Consider the following 21,354-nt stretch of genomic DNA (forward strand, 5'->3'; position numbering starts at 1 on the left):
TCCGCTCAGACTTGCCCAAATCCAAGCGAGGTGCAACAGATGGTCTACGCAAAAGGAATCCCCCATGAAGAAACCTCTCGTTCTGCCGGACAGCCCACATTTAAAAGACGTCGAAAATGATGGTCGTTTGAACGCACCATCTGCCGCCCGCAATATGCCACATATTAAAGCAGTGCTTTCTGACATTTTGCCTGAACAAGGCAATGTGCTTGAGCTCGCCAGTGGGACAGGTCAGCATATCGCTGATTTCGCCGCGCAATGGCCGGGCCTGACATGGCATCCCAGTGATGTTTCGGAGGAACGTCATGACAGTGTCCGGGCTTGGGCCGCGCAGGCCGGGCTTTCAAATCTGCGGGATGTTCAGGCATTTGACGCGATTTCTGGCTGGGGTGATCACCCGACGCGCTATGATTTCATATATGTGGTCAATCTGCTACATCTGATCTCGACTGCGGATGCAGCCAACGTCTTGGCAGGCATGGCCGGTGCTTTGAAACCCGGGGGACGTGTGATGGTCTATGGACCGTTTCGGGATCACGGCGCATTCCGCAGCGCGGGGGATGCGGATTTCCACGCAAGGCTGACATCACAAGACCCTGATATCGGCTATAAGGATGCGCATTGGGTGCAAGAACAGCTTAACCTGGCAGGGCTTGTCGATCCTTGTGAAATCAAGATGCCTGCGAACAATCTTATCTTGCACGCGCGAAGGGCTTAATACCCTCTGGCAATTCACGCGCTATATATTAAGCTGTTCTTTGCGCAGTTGCGAAAAGGTTTCCAATGCATCTTGATGTACTTGATCTGAGAGAGTTCTATTATCGCAGCCTGTTGGGGCGTGCGGCGCAAAAAGGTGTGCGCGATCGCGTGAAACAGCTTTGGTCGCCACAAGATGTTCAAGGGCAAACGGTGGTTGGCTTTGGCTTTGCCGTGCCTTTGTTGCGCCCATACCTGCCAACGGCACGGCGTGTGATTGGGCTTATGCCTGCGCAACAAGGCGTCATGTCCTGGCCCGCGGGTGAGGCGAATGTCGCGGTTCTATCTGAAGAAACCATGTGGCCGCTTGAAACCGGTTCTGTTGATCGCCTGATTGTCATGCATGGGCTTGAAACATCTGATCGCCCTAAGACATTGCTGGATGAATGCTGGCGCGTGCTTGGTCCCGGTGGGCGTGCGATCTTTGTCGTGCCAAACCGTGCGGGCCTTTGGGCGCGGCGCGACGGCACGCCTTTTGGTTATGGTCGCCCCTATAGCAACAGCCAACTTGAGGCCCAGCTTAAGGACCACGACTTTATACCGGGGCGTCATCTATCGGCCCTTTTTGCCCCGCCCAGCGAGAAACGGTTTTGGCTGCGCAGCACAGGGCTGTGGGAAGGCTTCGGCCGCGCGGCCCCTTGGCTGGCTGGTGGTGTGTTATTGGTTGAGGCTAAAAAACAAACGCTCGCCCCACGCCCCCCTGGCCTTGTCAGTCGCGCCCGCAAACCTTTGCGTGTGTTAGAGGGCCTGGTGGCACCTGAAGTGAAACCGATTGGGCGTTCAAAGCCCGAGGCGGCTACAAAAGAGAAGAACCTGGCGGGCGACGTTGTTGGGGCGGGCTTGAAGTAAGAAATGTGGTCCTTCAACATGGCAGGTCTCAACGCCTGCGTTTGGAAATTCATTGCATGCCCTGCCTGAGACGAGTCTGTCGTGGCTGGCTTCAATAGAAAACATGGGGATCGAGCTGTTTTGAAGTCTCGCAACTTCATTACATTGCAAGACCTGTTCTAACCGCTGGGCCAACACCGTTGGTGGTACTGCTTTTAAGACCTGTAAAAGTGATTGGCTCAGATCAGGGCTTCCCCATTTCCCGAATCCAAACCAATCAATAATATGGCGGATGCCCCAAAACGTAGGGGGCATCCAGGCCGTAATCTTGCCGAGGATCGAGGGTAGAGTGCGGGGCGAGCTTGGGAAGCTTACGATAAATATAACTGCCTTCAGATTGGCGGGCTTACTGGCTGTGATTTGTAAGGCGAGGGGGCCTGAGAAAGATTCGGCGACCAGAATATAGTTGCCTTCCACTTTTGATAGCTGTGATTGAACCATCGGCAACAGATCAGCATATGTGGTGACGTCTACAGGATAGCTAAGACATTTGGCGTCGATTTGGGGCGCAAGCGCGTCACAGAAATCCCGCCGCAATGTATCGGTTCCGTCAAGACCGGGAAGAATGATAATTTTCATCTTGCGATATGCCTTTGCAACAGGTGAACTCAGAACTTTAGAGCGCCGGGTTGGAATAGGCACATCTAACCAGATTGCGCAGTCAGTGGGGAATCGTTTGTTCGGCTCGATTGCGTATCGCGCTGCAAGAATGACGAAAAATGCTGACAATACGTCGCACCCTTGCAGAGAGTTCCTGTTTCCTTGCCAAAAAGTAAAGGCTTGACGCAAACAGATAGCGCAAACCATCTTGCGACAACGGGTCGCCTCTGTTACATCGATCTCGATTTCGTGCGCAGGGACCCCCGCGCGCTTCACGCCGCTTGTTTGCCGTTCACCCTGGATGGCGCAAGCTTATGACATCGGAAGGGTGGACGTGTCTGAATCTGCTTCTGTCTCAACTGGCATTGCAAACCGCTATGCCACGGCCATTTTTGAATTGGCCAATGAAAGCAAGAAACTCAAGCCGCTGGAAAGCGATCTTGATGCGCTGGGCGTACTTCTTGCAGAAAACGGCGAATTCGCCGATCTTATCTATTCGCCGGTTTACACCCGCGAAGAGCAAGGTGCCTCTGTGGGCGCCATCGCTAAAAAGATGAAACTTTCGCCTGCTGTTGCAAATGCGCTAAGCCTGATGGCTTCTAAGCGTCGTTTGTTCGTGCTTCCACATTTGATCAATGCGCTGCGCGCAATGATTGCGGATGCAAAAGGCGAAGTGACTGCGGACATAACCAGTGCTAAGGCGCTGACCAAAGCCCAGTCAGAAAAGCTTGCCAAAGTGCTTAAGGGCACTGTCGGTAAAGATGTAAAAATCAACGCGACCGTAGATGACGCTCTCATCGGTGGTCTTGTTATTAAAGTGGGTTCGCAGATGATCGATAGCTCGGTTGCCTCCAAACTCGCAGCACTCCAGAATTCAATGAAAGAGGTCGGATAATGGGAATCCAGGCAGCCGAAATCTCTGCGATCCTTAAGGAGCAGATCAAAAACTTTGGCCAGGACGCCGAAGTTGCCGAGGTGGGCCGTGTGCTCTCCGTTGGTGACGGTATCGCGCGTGTACACGGTTTGGATAACATCCAAGCTGGTGAAATGGTCGAATTCCCTGGTGGGATTCGCGGCATGGCGTTGAACCTTGAAACTGACAACGTTGGTGTTGTTATTTTCGGTTCTGACCGTGACATTAAAGAAGGCGACACAGTTAAGCGTACCAACGCGATTGTGGACGTTCCAACTGGTGACGCATTGCTTGGTCGCGTTGTTGACGGTCTGGGTAACCCGATCGATGGCAAAGGCCCAATCAAAACCACCACACGTGCGATTGCTGATCAAAAAGCACCGGGCATTATCCCACGTAAATCAGTTCACGAGCCAATGGCGACTGGTCTGAAATCCGTTGATGCGATGATCCCAGTTGGCCGTGGCCAGCGCGAATTGATCATTGGTGACCGTCAGACTGGTAAAACAGCGATCGCTCTTGATGCGATCCTGAACCAAAAGTCTTATAACGAGGCTGCTGGCGACGACGAAAGCAAGAAGCTTTACTGTATCTATGTTGCGATTGGCCAAAAGCGTTCAACCGTTGCACAGCTGGTGAAGAAACTGGAAGAATCCGGTGCGATCGAATACACAACTGTTGTTGCCGCGACCGCTTCTGACCCTGCGCCTATGCAGTTCCTGGCACCTTATGCTGCGACATCCATGGCGGAACACTTCCGCGATAATGGCCGTCACGCTTTGATCATCTATGATGACCTTTCCAAGCAAGCGGTTTCTTATCGTCAGATGTCACTTCTTCTGCGTCGCCCACCCGGACGCGAAGCATACCCAGGTGACGTGTTCTATCTTCACTCCAGACTTCTGGAACGTTCTTCAAAACTCAATGAGGATAACGGTTCCGGTTCTTTGACTGCTCTGCCAGTGATCGAAACTCAAGGTGGTGACGTTTCTGCGTTTATTCCAACCAACGTGATCTCCATCACCGACGGTCAGATCTTCCTTGAAACAGAACTGTTCTACCAGGGCATCCGTCCTGCTGTGAACACTGGTCTGTCGGTTTCTCGTGTGGGTTCATCCGCGCAAACCAAAGCGATGTCTTCTGTTGCTGGTCCGGTTAAACTGTCTCTGGCTCAATACCGTGAGATGGCTGCATTTGCGCAGTTCGGTTCCGACCTTGACGCCGCAACCCAGCAGCTGCTGGCACGTGGTGCGCGTCTGACTGAGCTGATGAAACAGCCACAGTATTCACCGCTGACCAACTCTGAAATCGTTTGCGTCATCTATGCTGGCACCAACGGCTACCTCGACAAAATCGAAGTATCCGATGTTGGTCGCTACGAAGCAGGCATGCTGAACCACTTGCGTTCTAAGCACGCTGACCTTCTGGCAGACATCACCGAAAATGACCGTAAGGTTAAAGGTGAGTTGGCTGACAAGATCAAAGCAGCGCTAGACGAATTCGCCGCTGATTTCGCTTAACCCGGGACTGGATATTTAAATGCCAAACCTGAAGGACCTTAAAAATCGGATCGGGAGTGTTAAGAACACTCGTAAGATCACGAAGGCTATGCAAATGGTCGCCGCAGCTAAGCTGCGGCGGGCACAGGAAGCAGCCGAAGCAGGTCGTCCCTACGCAGATCGCATGAATGCGGTTCTGGGTGGGTTGGCGGCCTCGGTTGGCGGATCAGATTCTGCACCTAAATTGCTTTCGGGCACGGGTGCGGATCAGGTTCATCTTCTGGTGGTTATGACGTCTGAACGCGGCCTGTGTGGCGGCTTCAACTCAACCATCGTGAAACTGGCGCGTGCGCATGCTCAAAAGCTGCAAGCCGCTGGCAAAACTGTGAAGATGCTGACTGTAGGCAAAAAAGGCCGTGAACAGCTGAAACGCGATTTTGAAAGCGTGATGATTGACCATGTTGACCTCTCTGAGGTCAAGAAATTGGGTTATGCCAATGCGCATGACATTGCCAAAGACGTTCTAAGCCGTTTCGACGGTGGTGAATTTGACGTGGCAACGATCTTCTACAACCGCTTCCAGTCCGTGATCAGCCAGATCCCGACCGCAAGCCAAATCATCCCTGCCTCCTTTGAGGATGCATCGGGTGAAGAAGCAACGCTCTATGATTACGAGCCAGAAGAAGAAGCAATCCTCGCGGATCTTCTGCCGCGCGGCGTTGCCACGCAAATCTTCGCGGCTCTGCTTGAGAACGGCGCCTCTGAACAGGGTGCGCGTATGTCCGCTATGGACAACGCGACACGCAACGCAGGCGACATGATCGACAAACTGACCATTCAGTACAACCGATCCCGTCAGGCAGTGATCACAAACGAGCTAATTGAAATCATTTCGGGCGCTGAAGCGCTCTAGAAATCGGAGACGACGACATGGCAAATGCAAAAGGCAAAATCACTCAGGTGATTGGCGCTGTTGTAGATGTTCAGTTTGAAGATGACCTTCCGGCCATCCTCAACGCGCTGAACACCACTAACAACGGTAAGAAACTGGTTCTGGAAGTTGCCCAGCACCTTGGCGAAAACACTGTTCGTACCATTGCGATGGACGGGACCGAAGGTCTTGTTCGCGGCGCAGCGGTTGAAGACACAGGTTCCCCAATTTCTGTTCCAGTTGGAACGGCAACTTTGGGTCGCATCCTGAACGTTACCGGTGATCCGGTTGACGAAAAAGGCCCTGTGAACACCAAAGAAACACGTGCGATTCACGGCGACGCACCTGCGTTTGACGAACAGTCCACCGAAACTGAAATCCTGACCACAGGTATTAAAGTTATCGACCTTCTCGCCCCTTACACCAAAGGTGGTAAAATTGGTCTCTTCGGTGGTGCGGGTGTGGGTAAAACCGTTCTCATCATGGAATTGATCAACAACATCGCGAAGGTGCACTCTGGTGTATCCGTATTCGCGGGTGTTGGTGAGCGTACACGTGAAGGGAATGACCTTTACCACGAGATGATTGAATCTGGTGTTATCGTTCCTGATGACCTTGAGAAATCAAAAATTGCGCTGGTTTACGGCCAAATGAACGAGCCTCCCGGTGCGCGTATGCGTGTTGCGCTGTCAGGTCTGACCTTGGCTGAGCAATCCGTGACGAATCCGGTTCAGACGTTCTGTTCTTCGTGGACAACATCTTCCGCTTTACACAGGCTGGTTCTGAGGTGTCCGCACTTCTGGGTCGTATTCCTTCCGCTGTGGGCTATCAGCCAACACTCGCAACTGACATGGGTGCGATGCAGGAACGGATTTCATCCACTAAATCAGGTTCTATTACGTCCGTTCAGGCCGTTTACGTTCCTGCGGATGACCTTACCGACCCTGCACCTGCGACGTCTTTTGCTCACTTGGATGCGACCACAGTTTTGGATCGTTCCATCTCTGAAAAAGGCATCTACCCAGCTGTGGACCCACTTGGTTCCACATCACGTCTTCTGGACCCACTGATCATTGGTGAAGAGCACTATAAAGTTGCCACCGACGTTCAGCAGATCCTTCAGCGTTACAAATCCCTGCAAGATATCATCGCGATTCTTGGCATGGACGAGCTGTCTGAAGAAGATAAACTGGCAGTGGCCCGTGCGCGTAAGATTGAACGTTTCTTGTCTCAACCATTTGACGTTGCGAAAGTATTTACTGGCGCAGACGGCAAACAGGTGAAACTGGAAGACACAATCGCGTCGTTCAAAGCTGTTGTAGCTGGTGAATACGATCACCTTCCAGAGGGCGCCTTCTACATGGTTGGCGGCATCGACGAAGTGATCGCTAAAGCCGAAAAAATGGCGGCTGACGCTGCTTAAGGAGGGTGCCTGATGGCCGATACAATGCAATTTGATCTGGTCTCGCCGGAAAAAAGCCTCGCGTCACTGCAAGTGACCGAGGTCCACATTCCGGGCACCGAGGGCGACCTCACAGCTATGGCCGATCACGCCCCGCTGATCACAACAATCCGTCCAGGCATCCTAAAGGTGCTTGGCGGTGGTGAGACGTTGGAATTCGCCGTAACAGGTGGCTTTGCCGAAGTGTCTGCTGGTGCAACTTCTGTGCTGGCGGAACAGGCTGTGCCTGCGTCTGAGATGACACAAGAACTGCTTGCAGCGCTTGTGACTGAAGCTGGTGAAGCGCGTGATTCTGCAACAGAATCATCACGTGACACTGCGGACAAACGTTTGAATGATTTGATCGCAATGGGTGCGCAACTAGGGCTATCTGCTTAAGTGGATCAGCTTTAGGTTGACATTTCGCCTGGATCGACGAAAATTATAAAAGCTCCGCCACATGGCGGAGCTTTTATCGTTTTCTAACCATTTCTTTTGTTCTAAGAAATTAACTGTAATTAGGTATCAGGATCCATTGATGTTAAAAATGGGACATAATTTGGTCGGCGTCGAAAATGGGGAACAGGTCATGTTCTCTGATTTCGAGCACGACGGTGAAATGTGGAAAGGCAAAGGACAACGCCAAAGCCGCCGAGCGGTTGCGTTTTCAGAACCTTTTTCAAGAATTCCCGTGGTGCAAGTCAGCATGTCCATGTGGGATATCGACAAGCACAGCAACATGCGTGGTGATCTTCAGGCCGAAAACGTGACGACCACTGGCTTCGAGTTGGTTTTCCGCACATGGAGCGACTCACGCGTTGCTCGTATTCGTGCCTCTTGGTTGGCCATTGGCCCACTCGAGCATCAAGACGATTGGGAACTGTACTAACGCGCCAAGCGCGTTACAGCCAACCTTGCTTAGCCATGGTGTCGGCAATTTTTTCGGTGAAGTTTTCATCCAAAGGCGAGACCATCTTCTGCTTCAAATACCAATATAGGTATTTTTTGATCCGCATTTCCTTGGTCTGTACTTTGGAAAAAACAGAGTCGGCCATCTCAATGTTGCGCACGGTGAAACTGACGTGGTGATAGTCAGATTTTGCAAAAGTCACCACGGGAACGCATTGCAGCAAAGCTTCAAATCCTGCGCCTGAATTCATGCACACAACCAAGCCTGCCTGTTCAACCAGATGATGGACATGCCCTCGGGTGATGTATACGTCCGACCTGTCGCAAGCATATTTTTTCAACATGGCGGTGACCTCGATTGACGAGCATTTTGGATGACGTTTGATGTAAACCGCACGGCCATTTCGATTTCTTAGGGTGGCCGCAATCATTTTTTCATTGGATGTATAGGCAAGTTTCATGGTCACATCATTGTGGACTTGTAAAAACACAACGATAGATCCAGCGGGTATTTTCGGCACTTGCGAAGCCTTGTATGCCAGACCCAAAGGGTCCCATTTGGTGCGACCGGTTGCGATATATTTCTCTGACAGGTCGTCATAAAAACGTTCTGCCATCTTTCTGTCAACTTGGTCTGGCGAAAACCGCTGATCTACAATTGCGGAATACCCTGAGAAGCCGGAGGGATCGAAGTAATGGTAATCGTCCAAATAGCCGTCTTTCCAATTGATGTATTTGGGGTCTGATTTGTTTGTGTGAAATGTAATGTGGTTTTTCCCGGCTGCGTTGCGCAGTGAGAAATCATCACGATCAATAAATTGGTGCGGCACTTTGATCTCAACCAATGCCTGACGCAGACGGTCGGAAAAGGGGATCAGGCGGTAATCTAAACGCCCGCCAAGTGATCGGCGTGGGGAATGAAAGAAAATTTCATTGCGCATGTTATGTCTCATTTGGGAAATACCCCTTGGCCATTAAACAGGGATTTTATGAGGTAAAGTCAAGATAAGCTTGTAAAATCGACCACAAAAAAGGCCAACATATTTTCATATGCCGGCCTTGAAGTCGTGGTTTGCACAAGTTTATTCTTCGGAAGAATAAAGGCCTTCATAAATCGGGCCCAAGGCTTTGTGGTCAAACAGCGATGACACAGATGTACCGCTGGCAGTGTTGATGATTGCTTGGGCAAACATCGGTGCGGTTGGTACGATACGGATATTTGGTGCAGCTTTGACGGCATCGGTGGCTTCGATTGTGTCTGTGATCACGAGGTTCTTCATCACAGATTTGGAAATCCGGTCCACAGCCGGGCCAGAGAGCACACCGTGGGTGATGTAGGAATGAACTTCCTTTGCGCCATTTTCCATCAGTACCTGAGCCGCTTTACAAAGCGTGCCAGCCGTATCAACGATGTCGTCGATGATCAGGCAGACTTTGTCTTTCACGTCACCAATCACAGTCATTTCCGCAACTTCACCTGGCTTGCCACGGCGTTTGTCAACAATGGACAAAGGGGCGCCGATACGCTGCGCCAGATCACGTGCACGGGCCACACCACCAACGTCGGGGGACACAACCATGATCTCGTCCATCTGGTCTTTAAAGTGGTGCTTTACGTCCAGCGCATAGATGGGCGAGGCATAAAGGTTGTCCACGGGAATATCGAAGAAGCCTTGTATCTGTGTGGCGTGCAGATCGAGGGTTAGAATGCGTTCAACACCAGCTTCGACCAACATATTGGCCACTAGTTTCGCAGTGATTGGCGTGCGGGCCTTGGCACGGCGATCTTGGCGTGCGTACCCGAAATAGGGGATTACGGCCGTGATACGATCCGCAGAAGACCGGCGCAGGGCATCTGCAATGATCAACAGTTCCATCAGGTTGTCATTTGCAGGGTTTGACGTGGGCTGGATAATATACATATCCTCGCCGCGAACATTTTCGTAGACTTCGACGAAGATCTCGCCGTCGTTAAAGCGCTCAACACGGGCATCGAGCAGATCGATGTTCATGCCGCGGTGCATTGAGATGCGCCGAGAGACCGCTTTTGCGAGAGTCTGGTTGGCGTTACCTGAGATTAGTTTTGGCTCGGAAGGTGTCGGCATGATGAGGTCCTGGGGGTTGGCGCAGAGCGTAACAGAATCGTGACGTGACACCGCTTACCATCCAGGTAGGTTCAAATAAAGAAAAGACCGCGCAATCTGCGTGTTCAAACAGGAGAGAGTGCCGAAATGGCCCATATAGACTATTATCTTGCGACAATTTCCCCCTTCACCTATCTCGCCGGGCTTGAGCTTGAAAGAATCGCCCAAAGCCACGGCGCGACGATCACGTATAAGCCGCTGGACATTATGGCGTTGTTTGCGCGTACCGGTGGCGTTGCGCCAAAGGATCGTCACCCAAATCGCATGGGCTATCGCGCGCAGGAGTTGCAGCGCGCCGCGAAAAAGGCGGGTGTGGATATGAACCAACAACCCGCGCATTTCCCGACCAACATGGCCCCATCATCTTACGCGATTATCGCGGCGCAAAATGCCGGGGGCGGGGACTTGGGGAAATTGGTGCATTCCGTCTTGGCGGCCTGTTGGTCGGGTGAAAAGAACGTGGCGGATGAAGGCGTGATCAAAGCCTGCCTCGAGGGCGCCGGCTTTGGCGCTGCGCTTGCGGATACCGGTCTTCTTGCCGGCGCGGAAACCTATGCGCGCAATCTAGAGGAAGCCGTTGAGGCTGGCGTCTTTGGTGCACCGTTTTATGTGGTAGATGACGGGACGTTATTCTGGGGACATGACAAACTGACGGACCTCGACCTTCACCTCGCCGGGAAACTCTGACATCACGGGTCGGAAACCAACTTGGGGTCCGACCAATGACTTTACAGGCAGATGCATATTGGCGTGAATGGGGTGTCGGAAACAGCCGCGAAGCGCTGTTACTGCATTGCGGGAACGCCCATTCGGGAGCCTGGAAGGGCCTGGCCGGATTGTTGGTAGATGATCTACATATGGTTGCCACAGATCATCCCGGGCATGGCAGATCACCTGCTTGGGATGAGACACGTGCCTTACATGATCAGGCCACGCAATACGCTGCAGAGGCACTGCCAACAGGCGATGAACCCGTTGACTTGGTTGGCCATTCCTTCGGTGGTACTGTCGCGTTGCGTTTGGCGCTTGAGAAGCCGACACGCGTGCGCAGCTTAACCCTGATTGAGCCGGTTCTGTTTTGCACCTTGAAAGGCACTGCGGCGTACCAAGCGTCTTACGCTTTGGCACAACCGCTTAAAGCACTGATTGACGACGGGCGACGCGAAGAGGCAGCACGGCAATTTACCCAGATCTGGGGAAATGGCCTGATCTGGGAAGATCTACCAGAAAGCCAACGCGCATATATCACGCAATGCATCCGCTTGATTCCCGCGAGCTGGCCGACGATCTATTTCGACGAAGATGGGCATTTCACCCCGGATCGCCTTCGCAGTCTAAGCTGTCCAGTGCAGATTATCAGGGGCGAACATTCGCCTAATGATATCACCTTAATTCACCAACGCCTTGAATGCGCTTTTGGTATTCAAGAGCAAGTGGTCGCCGGGGCAGGGCATATGGCGCCCATTACCCATCCAGAAGAGATTGGCGGCTTGCTTCGCCAATTTCTGAATATCTGATCAGCCTTTCACAAGCGCCACAAAGCGATCAATATAATCGTCGCTGATAGACCAGTCACAGACCATGCGTGCGGTCAGCATCTCATCAGGGTCATCGCCTTCCAGCGTGCCTTCCCAGACATAATAGATGGCGCCTGCGTCGTGCAGGCGCTTGTGGGCGGAGCGGGGGAAACTTGCAAAAACAATGTTGGCATCAGGGTGGAAGTCAAACCGAACGTCGGGACATTGTCGCAACCCACTCGCCAAACGAGCGGCATTGGTGTTCGCTGATGTCGCCAATTCCACCCAAAGATCATTCGCCAAATAGGCCATCATTTGTGCTGAAAGATAGCGATGCTTGGAAAACAGATGCGCCCCACGTTTGCGGCGCAACTCGAACTCCCAGGCGTGCTTGGGGTCGAAGAAAATGACAGCTTCCACACCCATCAAACCGTTCTTTGTGCCGCCAAAACTGACTGCATCCACGCCGGCTTTCCAAGTCATTTCGGCTGGGCTGCAACCCAAAGACACCAGCGCGTTGGTAAAGCGCGCGCCATCCAAATGCACGGGCAAGTCATATTCTTTCGCCACCGCCGTCAGCGCCTTGATTTCGCCGACTGAATAGACTGTACCGCGTTCGGTGACTTGTGTGATCGAAATTGGGCCGCGCTGTGGCCCGTGTACGCCGCGCACTTCTTCGGCTGTAATAGACTTGCGCAAGGCGTCGGGTGTCATCTTCGCATCAATCGCTGGAACCAAGGTCAGCTTCCCGCCACCCATGTAAAATTCTGGCGCGTTACATTCGTCTTCCTGGATATGTGCCATCGGGCTGCAAAAGACGGTTTCCCAGGGGTTGGACAGGGTCGCCAATGCGATCGAATTCGCGGCCGTTCCCGTCGCCACCAAATAAACTGCGGCTTCGGGGGCATCAAACATCGCGCGGATGCGTTTCACGACCTCTTCGTTGATGCGGTCTGCGCCGTAGGGCATGGCGTAATTCTGGTTTGCAGCTTCAAGGGCGGCCATCACATTGGGGTGCACAGGGCCTGCATTATCAGAGGCGAAATACATCAGAGTTGCTCCTCAATTAGATAGTGTTCCCATTCTTCCTCAGGAACTTCAAATTCTGGCACCGTCTGGCCCTGCATCGAAATACCGGCCTTATGTACACTGTCGGCATCACCAGACACCAAGGGGTGCCAATCTGCAAGCCCGCGCCCTTCATGCATGCGCCGATAAGCACAGCTATGTGGCATGAAGTATGACACATCAGGCAAGGTTTTAGGCGTTAAAACAATACATTCTGGCACAAATTGACGGCGAATTTCATATTGCGAACATCTACAAGTTTCATCATCTAGCAAACGGCACGCCACGCGGGTGAAGACCACAACGCCGCTGTCTTCATCTTCGAGCTTGTTTAAACAACATTTCCCACAGCCATCACAAAGGGCTTCCCATTCTTGTGGGGTTAACTTGTCGAAGGCGTATTTTTCCCAAAATTTCGGACGTAAACTCATGGCTGGGCCTGCAAAATGTCGCGCGCCTTGGCACAATCCGCATCCATCTGTGTGATCAATGCGTCGAGACTGTCGAATTTTTCCTCTGGGCGTAGATATTCAACCAAAGCAACCGACAGGTTCGTTCCGTATAGATCGCCCTTGAAGTCGAAAATAAAGGTCTCAAGGTTCGGCAGGTTTTCCCCAAACATCGGGCGTACACCCATGCTGGCGGCGCCGATGTATTGCCCCGCGTGGGGACCGTCGATGACGTCCACTTCCACTGCATAGACACCAAATTTTGGCGGGTGCAGCCCATTGATCGACATATTCGCTGTGGGAAAACCAAGATCGCGACCGCGCTGATCGCCGCGAATGACCTCACCTTCCATACGGTGCCAATGGCCCAACATGCGGGCAGCGTCGCCGGGGCGACCATCGGTCAAAGCTTGGCGGATGTTGGTCGATGAAAATTCACTTTTCGCGTCTTTTACCAGTTCAACAACGGTTACGCCAAAGTCAAAATCCGTCCCAAACCGTTGTAAGTCGGCGACATTTCCACTGCGGCCTTTGCCGAAGCAGAAATCGGCCCCAACCACCACATGACGCAAGTTTAACGCGCCTTTGATGATGTCACGGGCGAACTCTTCTGCGGATAACTCGGCCAAAGCTGCACCGAAGTTCAGCTCATATAGGCGTTCGACGCCGACCTTTTCTAGCCGATTGGCCCGGGCCTGATCATTCATCAAACGAAAGGGGGGCGCATCTGGCGCAAAAAACTGACGGGGGTGGGGTTCGAAGGTCATGACGCCAAGCGGGCATCCAAGACGGGTCGCCTCAGAACGGGTCAGGTCAATCACGGCCTGGTGCCCCAAGTGCACGCCGTCAAAGTTGCCAATCGCAACGGCAGCGCCGCCGTCTTCACTGGCCATAAAGCTGGTATCGCGGATGATTTTCATGCCATGGGCCTAGCCCGTGAAACCGGTCTATGCAAGGGGCTTAGCAGAGGGGCGCCAAGGGTTTTTATGCGCGAGAGGGCGCAAGAACCACGGCTTCGCCCAGTAATACGGGTTTCCCGTTTACCACGCATTTGGTTTCCATGGTGACTTTGCGCTTTTCGCGGTTGATGTCGGTCACGATCACATCTGTGCGGACCTCATCCCCCGGACGCACGGGGCCCATGAATTTCAGGCTTTGGGACAGGTAGATTGTGCCATGCCCGGGCAACTGTTCCCCGATAACCGCAGAGATTAACCCAGCGGTCAGCATGCCATGTGCGATGCGGCCCTTGAACATGGTGCCCGCTGCGTATTCATCATCCAGATGCACTGGGTTACGATCGGTTGAGACCTCCGCAAACATCTGAATGTCCTCATTCGTCACCACTTTGGTCAAGTGACGATGCGTGCCAATTTCCAGATCCTCAATGAAGATCGTCCCGCGCTGTGGTGTGCTGTCCAACATCTTAGCCATCCTGATCTGATTCCTGACTTATACTGCAGTGCAGCATAGCTTTGCATGGAATTGAAATCAATCACTGAGGTAACTTTGTGTCGCTGGATTTATGAATTTTGTAATTTGGTTGCGTGATGGGTTCTAACGGAGGAAGCCGATGGTATAGGTCGGATGGTGATCTTGGTCCTTCAACCAAGCGTTCAATAGGGCTTCGTTCGGCTGATGTTTTGTCGCAGTTTCCAGCGCGGCCAGGCCACCAGAGATAAATAGAACGTCAATATTTTCACCAACGCCACCAGCCACATCGGTGATGATGCCATCGCCAATCGCTAGGATTTTATCATCAGGAATATCAACATCAAGCGCTGCCAGACGACGTCGGGCAAGATCATAGATCGGGGGGTGCGGTTTGCCGAAATAGAGACTTTCGCCCCCCATCTCCGTATACAATTGCGCTAGGGCGCCCGCGCACCATTCCCGTTTTTCGCCCCGATCCACAACGATATCTGGGTTGGCGCAGAGCAGCTTCAGACCCATTTGTTTCGCCATTAAGAAATCCGCGCGATAGACCGACGGGTCTGCAAATGGATCAAATGGCCCTGTGCAGACAATGCCTTCGGCGTCCGCCAGAGGCACTTGTTGAATATCCAACGGATTGTCGATGATAGACATGTGATCGAAGAACCCCATGTCAACCTCGCCATCGCCAATGAAATAGATCTTCTCGCCCACAGCACCCAGATGCATCGCCGCGCGCGCAGAGTCGCCGGATGTCGCCATCGTATCCCAAGCATCGCGTGGCACGCCGATTTGGTCCAACTGAATTTCCACAGAGGCATGGGGACGTGGCGAATTGGTCACCAAAACCACTTTGCCGCCATTCGCGCGATATTGCTGCAATGCGGCGATCGCGGCGGGGAAGGGGGTTATCCCGTTATGAACGCAGCCCCAAAGGTCGACGAACAGCGCATCATATTGGTGCGAAATTTCGGACAAGTGTTCGATGATCTGTGTCATGGCATGTGTTCCCAAAAGAAAAGGGCCCCACAATCAGGGCCCTTTGCAGAAATCAGATTAGCGCGGAGTGCGCAAGTCTCAGACAGCCAGATTAGGGATGATCTGTTTTTTGCGGCTCATAACGCCGGGCAATACAACCGCGTCGCCGTCAACTGTTGCGCCAAAGCTTTTCTCGGCCACTGTTTTGGTCAAGGCGTTGGGGATCAGCATGGTTGCTTCTTCGTTCAGAATGTCGACAACGAACAGCAGAACCTGGTCAACGCCATCCTCAGTCGCAACTGTGGTCATGGTTTCGATCAGGGATGCTTTGCGATCCAAGATCATTTTTGGCGCGGTTGTTTCCAACACGGACACGCGGAATTTGGTGCCGTCCACGGCGTATTCTTTACTGTCCATGCGCAACAGTTCAGCGTCTGAGAATTCGGAAACGTCTGATTTTGCTTCGAACATTTCGCTGGCGTATTGGCCGAGGTCGATGTTCAATTCGGACGCCAATTTCAAAGCCAAAGCTTTGTCGTGGTCCGTGGTGGTTGGGGAACGGAATTCAAGCGTGTCAGACAGGATACATGACAGCATCACACCTTTGATATTGTCGGGCATTTTCGCTGCATCATCACCCATAAGGTCATAAATCACAGTCGCGGCACAGGCCAGCGGACGGATGGTGATGTCGATCGGGCCTTTGGTGGTCAAGCCACCAACCAGCGCGTGGTGGTCAATGATCTGAAGGATATTCGCGTTGTTGATATTGGCTGGAAGTTCAGCCGGGTTGTTGGTGTCAACGATCACAACGGCTTCACCATCTTCGACGTCAGTCAACAAAGCAGGGGTATCAAAGCCCCATTTTTCCACAACAAATGCGGCTTCGGTGTTTGGTGTGCCCAGCAGGCGAGGTTCAGCAGCAACGCCCAGAACTTCGTTCATATACCAAGCCTGGATAATGGCGCAGCCGGTGGAATCAGTATCGGGGGCCTTATGGCCAAAAACTTTTACGGTCATCAGAATGTCCATGCTTAGAGGGATAGATTTTGCCGCCTTATACGCAGGGTCTGTACGCTTGTCACCTGCATCAAGTGCAAGGCCGCTATGTTTGCGCTGCAGGTGGACAATTGGCCACGGGGGGGGATTTTGTCATGCACCGCATTCTGTTATGTGGGTGAGGTGTCAGTTCGTGATGTGTGAGAATGATGTTTTATATTTGTGTGCTTCCAGCTGCCTTGGCTCTTTTTGCCTCAGCCGCCATCGCGGATCAGATCCCCACTGGGCGGATCAACTCAACGCATTTCGAGGTTTATGATAGGGATGAACATGCATTTCATCTGATCAGAACTGACGGTCAGTTGTTTCATGAGGAACGCCAGCCACTTTTTGCTGACTTTCTGCCCGAACTCCTGAGGACGGGAAGGCTGCAACTGTTCTGCGAAGGTTACGAACCGTTTCATCAGCTGTATCTAGGTGATAGAGGTGGGCGGATCGAGACATCGGCGCAAGTGTCTGTTGATCTGCCAGAGATCCGCTATCTTCCTATTAAGTCCTACCCTTCGCGGCTGATGTTCCGATCTGGTGACGCACTGGTTTCGGGGGTTATAGAAACCGGCAACTCCCGTTATGATCAGGCCAATATTTGTTCCTACATGCTGGAAGATGAAGCGGGATTCAGCAGCAATATTTCGGTTGTTTATTCCACGAAACGGGATGGATATGCTGGCTGTTGTTATCTGCAGTGATAGGCAAGCCTTGGTGCTTTGGATGACGTTGCAGTTAGAATCTCACCGTCAGCACGGTCGATCTTGCCTCGTGCCAAGCGATGGTTCCGATGGGGGCATGCATCGAAAACACTTCGGCTTCAGTGTGCGCGCCGTGCTTCACTAACCCAGTCTTCAAAACCAGCGTCTTTGGCTGAATCTCCGCCGACACTCGGCCTGATGGACGTCTTAACCACCGGGGCAGGGGACACGCTTCGCGCATTGATGGATTAGTCTTCTGCATATCCGAGGCCTTTGCCCCTGTTGTGAGCCCAAAGCTGTCAAAGGCAGAGCTTTATCATCAAGGAAAGCGGCTATCTGACGGTTCAGTTTGGCCTGTTCGCCCTCGCCCTAAGTGCGATTTATCAAAGATGGGGGTGATCAGGCATCAAACCCCAACTCGCGTTTTAGTTTCTTGGTTAACTTGTCACGGATCATCTCATAAGACGCACGAATATGGTTCTGCAATTCCGCGTCAGACAGGCCGGGCAGATCATAATGTTGCACCCATTTCATCCCGCGCGATGCTAGGTAAGGGGCGGGCCGAACGCCGGGCATATCGGGCAGGATCTCAAATCCCATGTCCGAGACCTTAAACGTAACACTATATTGCCCGGTGCCTTTATTATGGCCGCCAATCGCAAACAGCTTGCCGCCGACCTTCCAAACATCCGCATTCCCCCATTGCACCACATGGGTGGTGTGGCTGAGAGAGCCGCAAAAAGCGTTAAAGGCGTTTTGATCCATATTCATCTTCCGCAGAATAATCAGGTCAGTTTGGGTATGTTAAAAGGATGCCTCAGTCACTGATTTAAAGCAATGGATGGCGGCAACAGGCCCAACAGCACGAAATGCCAAGACAGTTAGGCAGCCGTAACTTGCCTTTCTTTCGCTAATCTTTAAAAACTACACATGACCAAAATGCGATTTATCACCCTCTTTGTTATGAACTTTATATCTTTTTGGGTGATTGCATTTTCTATAGGTGGTGATGCTGTTAGCGGCCATTCCGTAGATGGCGCTTACTTTCTATCGATGAACGGTTTTGATACCGAAGTCAGCAGGCTGGTCTATTCATATTCAATGGCACATACGTTGTTATTATGGCTCAACGCGCTTTGTTTTCCCGTGATCAGCCTCTTCAAAATTAACCTATCGTGATTAGATCTCCCATGGCCAAACCCCGCGAAACAGATTTATACGTTCCCGTCAAAACCCTGCTTGAAGCCCAAGGTTATGAAGTCAAGGGCGAGATTGGTGATGCTGACGTTATGGCCCTTCGCGGCGCGGAAGATCCCGTGATTGTTGAACTCAAAACTGGTTTTTCGCTGGCGTTGTTTCACCAAGGGGTGGAACGTTTGAAAGTCACTGATCTGGTTTACATCGCTGTACCGTGCCAGACAGGGAAGGCGTTTCAACGCAATCTCAAAGACAACACGTCGCTCTGTCGTCGCCTCGGTCTTGGTCTGATCCTGGTGCGTCTACGCGATGGTTTTGCCGAGGTCCTGCTTGATCCCGCCCCCTATAAACCCGTTAAGTCGAAGCAACGTAAACAACGTCTGTTACGTGAATTTCAACGCCGGGTTGGCGACCCAAATAAGGGCGGTTCAACGCGCAAGGGGTTGATGACCGCCTATCGCCAAGATGCCCTGCGCTGCGCGACCTATCTTACGGAAAACGGGCCAAGCAAGGGCGCGATCGTGGCCAAGGAAACTGGCGCGCCCACCGCGACCACCATCATGCGAAATGATCATTATGGTTGGTTTGAAAAGGTCGAAAAGGGCATATACGCGCTGACCCCCAAAGGCGTGGAAGGCCTTGCGCAGTGGGGCGGTGTCGCCCCTGTGCAATCTGATTGATCAAGCCGCGTCAGACTGTAATCATTCTGTTGCAATAGGTTCAGAACACCGGTCTCGCCCGAGAAATGCCCGGCCCCAACGGCCACCAAATAACGCCCATTTTCGACCGCAGGCAAAAGCACTTCCTTCAGGCAAGATTACGATCTGCCAGCAACTCAGTTTCAAGTTCGGCGATCATCTCTTCACGTTTGGCGGGGGCGTTGAGATGATCACGTGCGCCCATCAAGGCATATTCCCACAGCAGGCGATGTTCACCGCGAAAACAGGCGTGTTTCACCGTGGTGAATTGCGCATCGCTGCCGCGATCAACCTCATAGATTAATATGTCCAGTTTGAGGTCCTCAATCTGCTTAGCAATGGGATCGCCTGCTAGCAGGTTCTGCACGTCTTCGACCTTTTTTAAGGCATGTGTCTAGACGCCCACGTCCGGCGCATGTGTCATGACGCGGCGATCCAAACCGTTCCGTATTTCCTAGGGCAATCATGGCGTGAACGTTACGATCTCGCCAGTAAAAATGCACTAGGAGCAAGTGAGATTCGGTGTCCGCAATACAGGTCGATAGAAGCGCAGCGAGAGGGAGCTCACCCTTGATTTGGGCCGACGCACCTCCCTTTGCGAATTGTCGTCACGACGCTTATCTCCTTCAGGCTGGCGACATCATCACGAGGGTCTCTTGACAAAATTGCAAAGTCTGCAACTTTCCCTATTTCGATAGAACCACGTGTGTCTTCCTGAAAAACCTGCCACGCAGCTTCGATGGTTTGGGCGCGCAGTGCAGAGAGCACGGATATCTTTTGGTTTTCACCAAGCGTGCGTCCGGATGCAGTTACGCGATTGACCGCGCAATGGGCCAGATGAATGGGGCGAGTTGGCGTGACGGCCGCGTCATTGTGCAACGTGTAGCGTACGCCGAATCTCTCGGCCGATGCAGCGGGCGAGATATTTTCTGCGCGTTCAGGACCAAGGAAGTTTTCATAATGGCGGTCGCCCCAGAAATGGATGTGAGCTGAGAAAAAGCTGACCGTCATACCAAGGCGCGCCATGCGCTTGAGTTGATCATCGCGCAGCACCTGACCGTGGATCAATGTATGGCGGTGATCTTGTCGAGGAGTGTCCTGTAAGGCGGCTTCCACAGCGTCGATAAAGATTTCAGCGCCGGCATCACCGTTGCAATGACAATGGATCTGAAAGCCCATGTCATGGAGTTTTTTCACCTGTTTGTGGTGTTCTCCAATATCGGTATAAGGCATACCACGTGGGGCGTTTTCATCGATGGGTTGGTAGTAATCTTTAGACAGAAACGCGGTTTGCAATTGAAATGCGCCATCGGTGAACAGCTTGCGTGGACCCAAAGTGAAATGTGGGTTTCCGGGCCATTTCAGTGGGTTGTCACCTTGGGTCAGATCCGGTTCCATTTCACCAATCGGCAACAACATAAGATCGATGCCGGGGTCCTGATCTGCGGGCAGGCTTGCGAAATGTTCCAGCATCTCACGGGTGGCCCAGGCGTTCTGCGCATAGGTCACACCATGGTCCAGATATTCGTCACGCGTGGCGTCAAAACCCTGCCAGAATTTCTTGCGATCAATCAGAAAATCCGTGTCCCCCATCGGGCCCATCGCGGCGATGCCTTCAATCAGCCCGCTCAGAACACCGGTTTCCGGATCGCGCCCGTATCTGCCGCCAAGGGGATCGGGGGTATCATCGGTAATTCCCTGTAATTTCAGCGCCATAGAGTTCGCCGTGCCATTGTGACCAGAGGCATGGATGACCCAAACCGGATGATCATTTGAGACCTGATCCAGCTCAGCTCGGGTGGGCATACGCCCCTCAGCGATGGCGGTATTGTCAAAGGACACGCCCATCACCCATTCGCCAACAGGGGTGCGCGCGGCGCGTGCTTTCAGACGTTCAATCGCTTGTGGAATATCGGCACAATCACCGCGCGGGGCCGAGGACAGATCAACGCGAAACAGCTTGATAAACCCCGGATCCGGGAAGTGGCCATGCGGGTCAATAAAGGCGGGCAGCATTGTTTTGCCTTGTAAATCATGTTCGCGGGTGTCTTGATCCATTTTCTGACGCAATTCCGCTTCACTGCCGATCGCAAGAATGTGTTCGCCCTGTGTCAGCACGGCTTCGGGGGTGGAATTGGTGGCATCCATAGAAAGGATCACACCGTTAAAATAAAGGGTCATTGC

At 52.6% G+C, this 21,354-nt stretch carries 24 protein-coding genes and 1 pseudogene; 12 read left to right on the forward strand and 13 right to left on the reverse strand.

Annotated elements, in window-relative coordinates:
- Positions 1-64: 64 nt before the first annotated feature.
- Both RJ38_RS01845 and RJ38_RS01850 read left to right on the forward strand, forming a co-directional pair.
- On the forward strand, positions 65-718 hold the full coding sequence (locus RJ38_RS01845) for a DUF938 domain-containing protein (protein WP_039017214.1): 654 nt from the start codon (positions 65-67) through the stop codon (positions 716-718).
- 65 nt (positions 719-783) lie between these two features.
- Entirely contained in the window at positions 784-1,605 is an 822-nt protein-coding gene (locus RJ38_RS01850; RefSeq protein ID WP_052245132.1) for a methyltransferase domain-containing protein, read from the forward strand.
- On the opposite strand, the gene RJ38_RS18730 is transcribed toward RJ38_RS01850, so the two are convergent.
- Positions 1,537-2,373, reverse strand: coding sequence for a hypothetical protein (locus tag RJ38_RS18730; RefSeq protein WP_156121720.1), 837 nt, complete (start codon positions 2,371-2,373; stop codon positions 1,537-1,539). The two genes, RJ38_RS01850 and RJ38_RS18730, sit on opposite strands and share 69 nt — an antisense overlap.
- A 199-nt stretch (positions 2,374-2,572) precedes the next feature.
- On the opposite strand from RJ38_RS18730, the gene RJ38_RS01855 reads away from it, so the two are divergent.
- The 6 genes and pseudogenes from RJ38_RS01855 to RJ38_RS01880 all read left to right on the forward strand — a co-directional run bounded on the left by RJ38_RS01855 (position 2,573) and on the right by RJ38_RS01880 (position 7,917).
- A complete protein-coding gene (locus tag RJ38_RS01855) occupies positions 2,573-3,139 on the forward strand; it encodes a F0F1 ATP synthase subunit delta (protein ID WP_039017269.1) in 567 nt (188 codons plus the stop codon).
- Positions 3,139-4,677 (forward strand): F0F1 ATP synthase subunit alpha, encoded by a 1,539-nt coding sequence (gene atpA / locus RJ38_RS01860; protein ID WP_039017215.1) that lies wholly within the window; start codon positions 3,139-3,141, stop codon positions 4,675-4,677. Before RJ38_RS01855 ends, atpA begins: the two co-directional genes overlap by 1 nt.
- Before the next feature lie 19 nt (positions 4,678-4,696).
- Positions 4,697-5,569 (forward strand): F0F1 ATP synthase subunit gamma, encoded by an 873-nt coding sequence (locus RJ38_RS01865; RefSeq protein ID WP_039017216.1) that lies wholly within the window; start codon positions 4,697-4,699, stop codon positions 5,567-5,569.
- Between the two features lie 17 nt (positions 5,570-5,586).
- Positions 5,587-7,010: pseudogene (gene atpD, locus RJ38_RS01870) on the forward strand (F0F1 ATP synthase subunit beta).
- A 12-nt stretch (positions 7,011-7,022) separates the two neighbouring features.
- Positions 7,023-7,427, forward strand: coding sequence for a F0F1 ATP synthase subunit epsilon (locus RJ38_RS01875; protein WP_039017217.1), 405 nt, complete (start codon positions 7,023-7,025; stop codon positions 7,425-7,427).
- Positions 7,428-7,566: 139 nt separating this feature from the next.
- Positions 7,567-7,917, forward strand: coding sequence for an H-type lectin domain-containing protein (locus RJ38_RS01880; protein ID WP_039017218.1), 351 nt, complete (start codon positions 7,567-7,569; stop codon positions 7,915-7,917).
- A 13-nt stretch (positions 7,918-7,930) separates the two neighbouring features.
- Here RJ38_RS01880 and RJ38_RS01885 read toward each other — a convergent pair whose 3' ends face one another.
- Positions 7,931-8,878: a capsular polysaccharide export protein, LipB/KpsS family gene (locus tag RJ38_RS01885; protein WP_039017219.1), complete on the reverse strand. Its 948-nt coding sequence runs from the start codon at positions 8,876-8,878 to the stop codon at positions 7,931-7,933.
- 141 nt (positions 8,879-9,019) lie between these two features.
- Positions 9,020-10,042 carry a ribose-phosphate pyrophosphokinase gene (locus RJ38_RS01890; protein ID WP_039017220.1) on the reverse strand — a complete coding sequence of 341 codons (1,023 nt, stop codon included), beginning with the start codon at positions 10,040-10,042 and terminating at the stop codon, positions 9,020-9,022.
- Positions 10,043-10,168: 126 nt separating this feature from the next.
- On the opposite strand from RJ38_RS01890, the gene RJ38_RS01895 reads away from it, so the two are divergent.
- Positions 10,169-10,768, forward strand: a complete 600-nt coding sequence (locus tag RJ38_RS01895; RefSeq protein WP_039017221.1) for a 2-hydroxychromene-2-carboxylate isomerase — start codon at positions 10,169-10,171, stop codon at positions 10,766-10,768.
- A 35-nt stretch (positions 10,769-10,803) separates the two neighbouring features.
- Positions 10,804-11,598, forward strand: a complete 795-nt coding sequence (locus tag RJ38_RS01900) for an alpha/beta fold hydrolase (protein WP_039017222.1) — start codon at positions 10,804-10,806, stop codon at positions 11,596-11,598.
- Here RJ38_RS01900 and RJ38_RS01905 read toward each other — a convergent pair whose 3' ends face one another.
- From RJ38_RS01905 to RJ38_RS01930, 6 genes are all read right to left on the reverse strand, one after another.
- Positions 11,599-12,648, reverse strand: a complete 1,050-nt coding sequence (locus RJ38_RS01905; RefSeq protein ID WP_039017223.1) for a threonine aldolase family protein — start codon at positions 12,646-12,648, stop codon at positions 11,599-11,601.
- Positions 12,648-13,097, reverse strand: a complete 450-nt coding sequence (locus RJ38_RS01910) for a YcgN family cysteine cluster protein (RefSeq protein WP_039017224.1) — start codon at positions 13,095-13,097, stop codon at positions 12,648-12,650. Before RJ38_RS01910 ends, RJ38_RS01905 begins: the two co-directional genes overlap by 1 nt.
- The gene (locus RJ38_RS01915; protein ID WP_039017225.1) at positions 13,094-14,035 is read right to left on the reverse strand and encodes a bifunctional riboflavin kinase/FAD synthetase; all 942 of its coding nucleotides are present in this window, start codon (positions 14,033-14,035) and stop codon (positions 13,094-13,096) included. The genes RJ38_RS01910 and RJ38_RS01915 overlap by 4 nt, the downstream gene beginning before the upstream one ends.
- A gap of 64 nt (positions 14,036-14,099) precedes the next feature.
- A complete protein-coding gene (locus RJ38_RS01920; RefSeq protein WP_039017270.1) occupies positions 14,100-14,540 on the reverse strand; it encodes a MaoC family dehydratase in 441 nt (146 codons plus the stop codon).
- A gap of 132 nt (positions 14,541-14,672) precedes the next feature.
- Positions 14,673-15,548, reverse strand: coding sequence for a TIGR01459 family HAD-type hydrolase (locus RJ38_RS01925; RefSeq protein ID WP_039017226.1), 876 nt, complete (start codon positions 15,546-15,548; stop codon positions 14,673-14,675).
- 78 nt (positions 15,549-15,626) lie between these two features.
- On the reverse strand, positions 15,627-16,547 hold the full coding sequence (locus tag RJ38_RS01930; protein ID WP_039017271.1) for a manganese-dependent inorganic pyrophosphatase: 921 nt from the start codon (positions 16,545-16,547) through the stop codon (positions 15,627-15,629).
- A 185-nt stretch (positions 16,548-16,732) separates the two neighbouring features.
- Here RJ38_RS01930 and RJ38_RS01935 point away from each other — a divergent pair, with 185 nt between their 5' ends.
- Positions 16,733-17,275: a hypothetical protein gene (locus RJ38_RS01935; protein WP_039017227.1), complete on the forward strand. Its 543-nt coding sequence runs from the start codon at positions 16,733-16,735 to the stop codon at positions 17,273-17,275.
- A gap of 399 nt (positions 17,276-17,674) precedes the next feature.
- Here RJ38_RS01935 and RJ38_RS01940 read toward each other — a convergent pair whose 3' ends face one another.
- Positions 17,675-18,040, reverse strand: coding sequence for an MmcQ/YjbR family DNA-binding protein (locus RJ38_RS01940; protein WP_039017228.1), 366 nt, complete (start codon positions 18,038-18,040; stop codon positions 17,675-17,677).
- A 425-nt stretch (positions 18,041-18,465) separates the two neighbouring features.
- Between RJ38_RS01940 and RJ38_RS01945 the strand changes: the two genes are divergently transcribed.
- Complete coding sequence (locus tag RJ38_RS01945; RefSeq protein WP_039017229.1) at positions 18,466-19,152, forward strand: DUF2161 domain-containing phosphodiesterase; 687 nt, start codon at positions 18,466-18,468, stop codon at positions 19,150-19,152.
- On the opposite strand, the gene RJ38_RS19450 is transcribed toward RJ38_RS01945, so the two are convergent.
- The 3 genes from RJ38_RS19450 to RJ38_RS01955 form a co-directional block, all read right to left on the reverse strand.
- Positions 19,047-19,274 carry a TraB/GumN family protein gene (locus RJ38_RS19450; RefSeq protein ID WP_420319405.1) on the reverse strand — a complete coding sequence of 76 codons (228 nt, stop codon included), beginning with the start codon at positions 19,272-19,274 and terminating at the stop codon, positions 19,047-19,049. The genes RJ38_RS01945 and RJ38_RS19450 overlap by 106 nt on opposite strands.
- A 5-nt stretch (positions 19,275-19,279) precedes the next feature.
- Positions 19,280-19,537 carry a hypothetical protein gene (locus tag RJ38_RS01950; RefSeq protein ID WP_039017230.1) on the reverse strand — a complete coding sequence of 86 codons (258 nt, stop codon included), beginning with the start codon at positions 19,535-19,537 and terminating at the stop codon, positions 19,280-19,282.
- 197 nt (positions 19,538-19,734) lie between these two features.
- Positions 19,735-21,351, reverse strand: coding sequence for an amidohydrolase (locus tag RJ38_RS01955; protein ID WP_238321624.1), 1,617 nt, complete (start codon positions 21,349-21,351; stop codon positions 19,735-19,737).
- Positions 21,352-21,354 lie beyond the last annotated feature (3 nt).

The sequence above is a fragment of the Halocynthiibacter namhaensis genome, assembly GCF_000812685.1.
GTDB lineage: Bacteria > Pseudomonadota > Alphaproteobacteria > Rhodobacterales > Rhodobacteraceae > Halocynthiibacter > Halocynthiibacter namhaensis.